At 27.9% G+C, this 6751-nt stretch carries 6 protein-coding genes; 5 read left to right on the top strand and 1 reads right to left on the bottom strand.

What is annotated here, in order from left to right; genetic code table 11:
- Positions 1 to 550: 550 nt before the first annotated feature.
- Entirely contained in the window at positions 551 to 1831 is a 1281-nt protein-coding gene (locus ACKTTQ_RS07115) for a sensor histidine kinase (protein ID WP_408048772.1), read from the bottom strand.
- A gap of 318 nt (positions 1832 to 2149) precedes the next feature.
- Here ACKTTQ_RS07115 and ACKTTQ_RS07110 point away from each other — a divergent pair, with 318 nt between their 5' ends.
- The 5 genes from ACKTTQ_RS07110 (at position 2150) to ACKTTQ_RS07090 (ending at position 5940) form a co-directional block, all read left to right on the top strand.
- A complete protein-coding gene (locus ACKTTQ_RS07110) occupies positions 2150 to 2851 on the top strand; it encodes a helix-turn-helix transcriptional regulator (protein ID WP_093868735.1) in 702 nt (233 codons plus the stop codon).
- 68 nt (positions 2852 to 2919) lie between these two features.
- Positions 2920 to 3300 carry a DUF4345 domain-containing protein gene (locus ACKTTQ_RS07105; protein WP_408048771.1) on the top strand — a complete coding sequence of 127 codons (381 nt, stop codon included), beginning with the start codon at positions 2920 to 2922 and terminating at the stop codon, positions 3298 to 3300.
- Between the two features lie 429 nt (positions 3301 to 3729).
- Positions 3730 to 4356 (top strand): hypothetical protein, encoded by a 627-nt coding sequence (locus ACKTTQ_RS07100; RefSeq protein ID WP_408048770.1) that lies wholly within the window; start codon positions 3730 to 3732, stop codon positions 4354 to 4356.
- Between the two features lie 27 nt (positions 4357 to 4383).
- The gene (locus ACKTTQ_RS07095; protein WP_408048769.1) at positions 4384 to 4956 is read left to right on the top strand and encodes a hypothetical protein; all 573 of its coding nucleotides are present in this window, start codon (positions 4384 to 4386) and stop codon (positions 4954 to 4956) included.
- A 66-nt stretch (positions 4957 to 5022) separates the two neighbouring features.
- Positions 5023 to 5940 carry a PhzF family phenazine biosynthesis protein gene (locus ACKTTQ_RS07090; RefSeq protein WP_408048768.1) on the top strand — a complete coding sequence of 306 codons (918 nt, stop codon included), beginning with the start codon at positions 5023 to 5025 and terminating at the stop codon, positions 5938 to 5940.
- Positions 5941 to 6751: the final 811 nt, after the last annotated feature.

Here is a 6751-nt window from a genome sequence, read left to right as displayed (position 1 = left end):
TCCCATAAATCAATGAACTATTCCCTAAAATTCGGACTGCAAAGATACTCACTTTCATTTGTTTTAAACAAGCTTTTTTTAACTTATTTTTTAACCCTCGCTTAATATCTTAATAACCCTATTTTAATGAACTTTGCTTACTTTTAAACTCTACGCTTATCCGTTTGCGGGTGCAAATATAGATCCCTTTTCTAACATGACAATGACTTTTTTGAAGTTATTTTTAAAGATTTTCTTAATCAACTACCTACTAAGCTTTTAAATCAAAAAGTTTTTTTGAGTACTATTATAAATACCCTTTTCCTCAAGTAATACCTATACATTATATAACTGTATACATATATAATTGTTCTCCATTCTTGTAAACTTTATTCAAAAATCAAGCAATTTATATAGTACTTATACTAATATTATATACCTGTGTTAGGGATTGAAGCAGGTGTTTGAGCTCTTTTGTTCCTTTTTTAAAACAAAAAGCGAGCGCAAAAAGCCCGACGTTAGCTTTTTCTAACGGAACACCCTATACATATATATAGTGTACCTAAATTTATTATTCTTGTATTGTAATGTAAAATGTAGTGCCTTTTCCTAAAGAACTCTCTACCCAGATTCTCCCGCCGTTCCGCTCTATGATCTTTTTTACCAAGGCTAGACCTATTCCTATAGAATCGATATGGCTTTTTATTTCTAACTTTTGAAATAGCTGAAATATTTTAGCATGGTACTTCTCCTCTATTCCTGGGCCGTTGTCTGAAACAGAAAACACATGTTCTTTATTTACTTTTTCATGACCTATCTCTATTTCACTTGTTTCTTTATCATTATGCTTAATTGCATTTTGGATTAAATTTTGAAACACTTGTAACAACTGTGATTCATTAAATAGAAGTTTTGGCAGTTTATTTTTGACTTTAATAATACATGTACTCGTTGAATTAACCTTACTAATTCTTTTAACTAATTTATCTACATCCACAAGTTTCATATCTTTCTCTTTATCCATTTGAAGAGAATAATTTAATATTCCATTAATCAGTAAATCCATTTGATCAACTTGTTCTTGTAATGTGATTAAGTTTTCAGACACTTCTTGTGTTTTATCTTCATCGGATCTATCGGACTCAATAACCCAACTTGCTAAGGTATGTATATTACGCAGTGGTCTTTTTAAATCGTGAGATACCACATAAGCAAACTCTTCTAAATCTTTATTTCGTTCATATAGTTCTTTAGCTCTGTTTTCTAAATCTAAAGTACGCTGCTTTATTTTATCTTCTAGATTTTGATTTACTTCTAACAAGCCTTGACGATATCTAATAAAACCATTGAGTATAATAAATGAATATATGAATATGGTAGTTGTTGATATTAAAATAGCGCCTTCTGTTACAATATCTATATCAGATGTTAACACTCTGTATCCCATGTGTAAAAGCTGAGATGCACTAAAGACCAATATCAACCCTCTATTGTTAAGCATTAATATAGCCCCAAACATTACCACATAAGTTCCTAATAAATAATCTAACGAAAAATTATTAAGTGCAACTGTATAGGTTAGATAATGTTGAAATATAAAAAGTGCGAAAAAAACATATAAACCATAATAATTAATTACTATTCTTTTTTTTGTTAATGGAGCTAAGCCGACCATAAAAAATACAACTCCTAAAATCTCTCTCATATAAGGGATTTCTTGAGCTTTTAAATTATAGTGAAATATTAAAACAGAATATAAGTACAAGCCTGGTGCTACTAAACACAAAACCAAACTACTATTCTTGATTTCGAAAGGTTCTAGCTTACCTGTTTTTTTAAAAAAGTCTAGCATAGCAACTATCATTAACTAATATTAATTGGATTTTAAAGATAAGTATTTCATTTTAAAAGCAATTTTTACTCTAAAAAAACAAATTAAAAAGGTATTTTTCCCAAACAGTATTCTTAAATTTTCAAATTTCATAAAACCTTTTTGTTTTTGAAATAATTGAAATAAAAAAAATATTAAAATGAAACCTGATAATTTAGAGTATTATTTTTAAAAATATAATAGCAGACTAAAAAGGACTTTTGTTGAAATTAAAAGTATGTAATTACTATTTCACCACTATGTTTCCCTGAGATATTTACAACAAATAGAATTAATACAATGGAAGAAAAAGAAAAACCAAGACTTTCAAGATTAACTGCTATCCTTACTCAACTTCAATCGAAAAGGATTATTACAGCTAGACAACTTGCTGAAAAACATGCTGTAAGTTTAAGAACTATTTATAGAGATATTAGAACACTTGAAAAATCAGGAATTCCTATTGTAACTGAAGAAGGAAAAGGCTATTCAATTATGGAAGGGTATCACCTCCCTCCTGTAATATTTTCAGAAGATGAAGCAAATGCTTTAATTACATTAGAACAACTAGCTATAAAAAATAAAGATCAATCATTAGTTGATAATATTACCAGTTCATTAGAAAAAATAAAAGCTATTTTACGTTATTCTCAAAAAGGAAATGCTGACTTATTAGCTGATAGAATTTATTTTAGTGGTAATAACAGTGAAGAAAAAACGAGTAATAATCTAATGCAAATTCAATCAGCTATTACTCAATATAAGATAGTATCAATACATTATATTACACCAGAAAAGAAACAAAGCACTCGGAGTATTGAGCCTTTTGCTATTTATAGTATTCGTGGAAACTTTTTATTAATTGCCTTTTGTAGGTTACGAAATGATTTTAGACATTTTAGAATAGATTCTATTGAAAAAATAAGAACTGAAAAGCAATATTTCACACCTCACAAGATGACTATAAAAGAGTATTTTGAAAAATATATAAAAAACCAATAGTACCCTTGACATATCTTTGTCACTACCCTAATTTAAATTTGCGGATATATAAATTAAAATATCTAAAGATGGAAATTATCAGAATTATAGTATTATCATTATCAGCTTTCTTACTGGCATTTGTTGGAGTAGCAAGGTTAACAAATCCAATACAAACATTTTTAAAAAACTCAGGAATTGCACTTAAAAACGATGCTAGTTTATTAAATGAAATGAGAGGGATTTCTGCAGTTATGCTTTGCACCGGACTTATTATTTCACTTGGAATATTTATTGATAAATTAACTTTTAACTCACACTTAGTTGCTTCATTAATTTTTTTAGGTTTTGCTATTGGGAGATTAATTAGCTTAAAAGCGGATGGCAAACCAAGTATACAAATTACTCAAGGAATTGTATTTGAAGTTGTATTTGGCTTAGCAAATTTATTTTATTTAATTAATGCCTAATTTTATTATAAGGTAATACTTAAAATAAACACAACTTATAAACAATAGCAGCTTGGTTTTAAACTAAGTTGCTATTTTCATTTTAAAACAATTTGGTTTTTATCATAGCTAAGAGTAAAGGTACTATTTTTCTATATTTACCAATAATTCCATTTATTCGGAATTACAACAGAATAAATAAAATTTTATTCTCTATAAAGTTGTTAGTAACATCAAAATTTAAAATAATTGAAAAAAGAAAAAGTAATAGAAAAGCTAAAAAAAACATTGTGCTGAAAAACTCTATGTTCATTTAACAAGAAGACTGGTTGACTCAGTCTTATGAACGTATCACTAATAAAACAAGGTATAAATATTGAATTACATGAGAAATTTGATATTCTTACTCCGTCAAAACTTATCTCTCCATTAAAAACAGAATAAACAATAATGATTAATGGTCAAGACATTAAAAAGTTAGAAGATCTAAGTGAGCAATTTTCTACTTGGATATTTAAATATCATTCAGAAAACTTTGCAAAACCACTATTTTTAATTTGGTATAGAGATAATGATTTCAATAAAACTGAGAAAATTTTAACCTATAAAAATGGTAGTTTTTTCACAGCTAATTCTTTAATAGAATTAAAAGAAAAACTATATACTGAACGAAATGAACTTATAGCTCCTAATCATATTCATTTATGGTTAACAGCTATTAAAGAAATAAAAGCGGTTGAATCTATAAATTATAACCTAGCTTCAGTAATTACTGATTTAGAAAAAGGTATTTTAGAAGAAAAAACAATTGAAGGCTTTGCGGAATTCATTAATTTATTTGATGACTTTATACATCAAGATAAAAAAAACAATCATCTTCAAATATATATTGATAATGGATTGATAAGAGAAGCTTGGGAGTATTACTATGAATTTATTTTTTGGCCAAGATTTAATGATCAAGAAAAATATGATAGTTGGGATCGTCCAAAATTAGAGATTAACATTCCAAAATTAGTTGAAGAATTTAAAAATGTTATCTTGAAGTTTGAAGAAAGCATAAAAGTTACTATCTAAACTATCATCCTAAATAAAATCAAAAATATGTGTAGATATGGAATGACAATCTATAAATCTCATTATGCGTGTTTTCAATGTAGAAAAACATTCAAAAGAAGATTAGAGAAAGATATTTATGATGGTTATAATAAATACAGAGAACAAAACCCTGCTAAATGTCCTGAATGTGGAGGTCTTATGGCTAATATGGGGCTAGATTTTGAGTCTCCTAAGAAAAAAGATATTAAATCTTGGGAGCATATGGCTACGCTTTATGAAGTTGGAATTACTTTTCACTCCTGTGGCTGCAGTGGACCAGGTTATATTCCATCGAACTCTAATGATCTACTTCGTTACTTTTCAAAAATAAAAGCAGATTATATTGAGCACCAACGATTTTGGGCACAACGAAAATCGGATCCAGAAAGCCAAAGCGAAATAGCAAAAGACGGGCATTATAATTGGGAATATTTTCAGAAAATTCCTAATGAGATGAAAACTGGCACTCCTAAAAAACCAAAATTTAATGCCATTGAAGCCCAAAAATATTGGCATCAAAAAATAATAGAAATTGAATCAAAAATTGAGAAAGTATCCAATGACACTTTAAAAAATTGAAAAACATACGTTTTTATTTAATTTTACTTAAAACCCCCTTACCATAAATTTGACATTTAACAAAAAATGATAGAACTAAAATATTATTTAGTAGATGTTTTCACATCAATAAAATATGGAGGTAATCAGCTTGCCGTTTTCATTGATTTTGAAAATAACGTTTCTACTAAAAACATGTTAAACATAGCAAAGGAGCTTAATTTTCCTGAAATAACGTTCATTAAAAAAAATAATAACAACCAATCTTTTGATGTTCGAATTTTCACTCCTGAATATGAAGTTCCTTTTGCAGGACATCCATCATTGGGAACAGCCTTTATTATTTCAAAATACGTATTACCAACACCAAAAGAACGAATATCGCTAAATTTAAAATATGCTAATATTAGTATTGATTTAACTACACCCAAAGACGTTGAGCGTAGTCATTTTATCATGAAACAAGCAAAGCCAGAGTTTATAGCAACCTTTAATTATCAAGAAATTGCTACCGGACTTGGAATAAATATAACTGCATTAAATACTAAAAAACCAATAGAAGAAATAAGCACGGGGTTACCCTGTATAATCATTCCTATTATCAATTTAGCAGAAATTAATCAACTAAAATTGGATTCAAAAAAAGTTATCGAGTTTTTACGTTTACATAAAAAATACAAAACCAACAGTTCAACTGGACTAACAACTTCTTTATTTTTTGTAACTGATGAAACTTTTGAAAAAACAAACAGTTTTAATACTAGAATGTTTTGTATTGAAAACGAAAACCTGCTAGAAGATGCCGCTACAGGAAGTGCAAATGGTTGTTTTCTATCGTATCTGTTAAAAAATGAATCTTCAGAAATATCAGCTATCGTAGAACAAGGGTTCCAAATGGGAAGAAAATCATATATACATTTAAACGGGGAACGCACCAGTGATATCTACAGTATAAAAATTGGTGGTCAGGTTATTGAATTAAGTAAAGGTATATGGAATGTTTAAGTTAATTAATATTATTATTCAAATAAAAAGTTTTTCATGTATTGGTAAATGTACATTATCCCAACAAACATTTTTGGGTTTCTGAAGGTATTGCTACTTTAGTAAGTGCTAGCCGAGGTAGAGCATTAAAATGGTATATACAAGGTACCAACTTATATTAAAAAAAGCATCCTGAAATTGACTAAACAATATGCTACAATTAAAAAACGTAAATACTACAACTTCTTAGCACTATGTATTGGATGGACTTATTGCTAAAAAACATTAGGTAAAGGAGGCTGGTCTTTGCCTAAAAATTTTATGAAAAGTGGAAAAACCAACACTAACTATTATACAGCTATTAAAAAGTTTCTTGGTATAAAAAAGGACGCTTTAAATAGTTATATGCGAGAACAATTAGAACTTGAATCTACAAAATAGGTTACAGCCATTTTTTTATTTTTACTAGTTGCAAAAAGCAATTATATTTCTTAGGTTTGAAACACAAAAAATTATACGGATACAAAATTGCTATATCTACACTTTTTTAGGCTGTATTTTTACTAAAAATAAAGAACTACGGTTACCCATTAAGTTATCTTAGTACTTCTTTATATATTTACCTAAAGTTCCTTTTATCCGGAACTATAAACCAATAAACGAGAACTTTGTTCTCTATATAACGAGTTGTAAGTCATTAGAATGAACGATAGAAATGATATAATAATTAAAGATGAAATCAGAAATCTTGAATTTATTCAAAAGGTTGAGAAATCTCTTTGTGAAAAATTAAATATTCCAGATTTAAGACCTGGAAATATAACAATTAGAG

Source organism: Tenacibaculum halocynthiae, assembly GCF_964512825.1.
Taxonomy (GTDB): Bacteria; Bacteroidota; Bacteroidia; order Flavobacteriales; family Flavobacteriaceae; genus Polaribacter; species Polaribacter halocynthiae.
The sequence above is the reverse complement of the archived record's forward strand: the minus strand, read 5'-3'. Positions and strand labels throughout refer to the sequence as shown.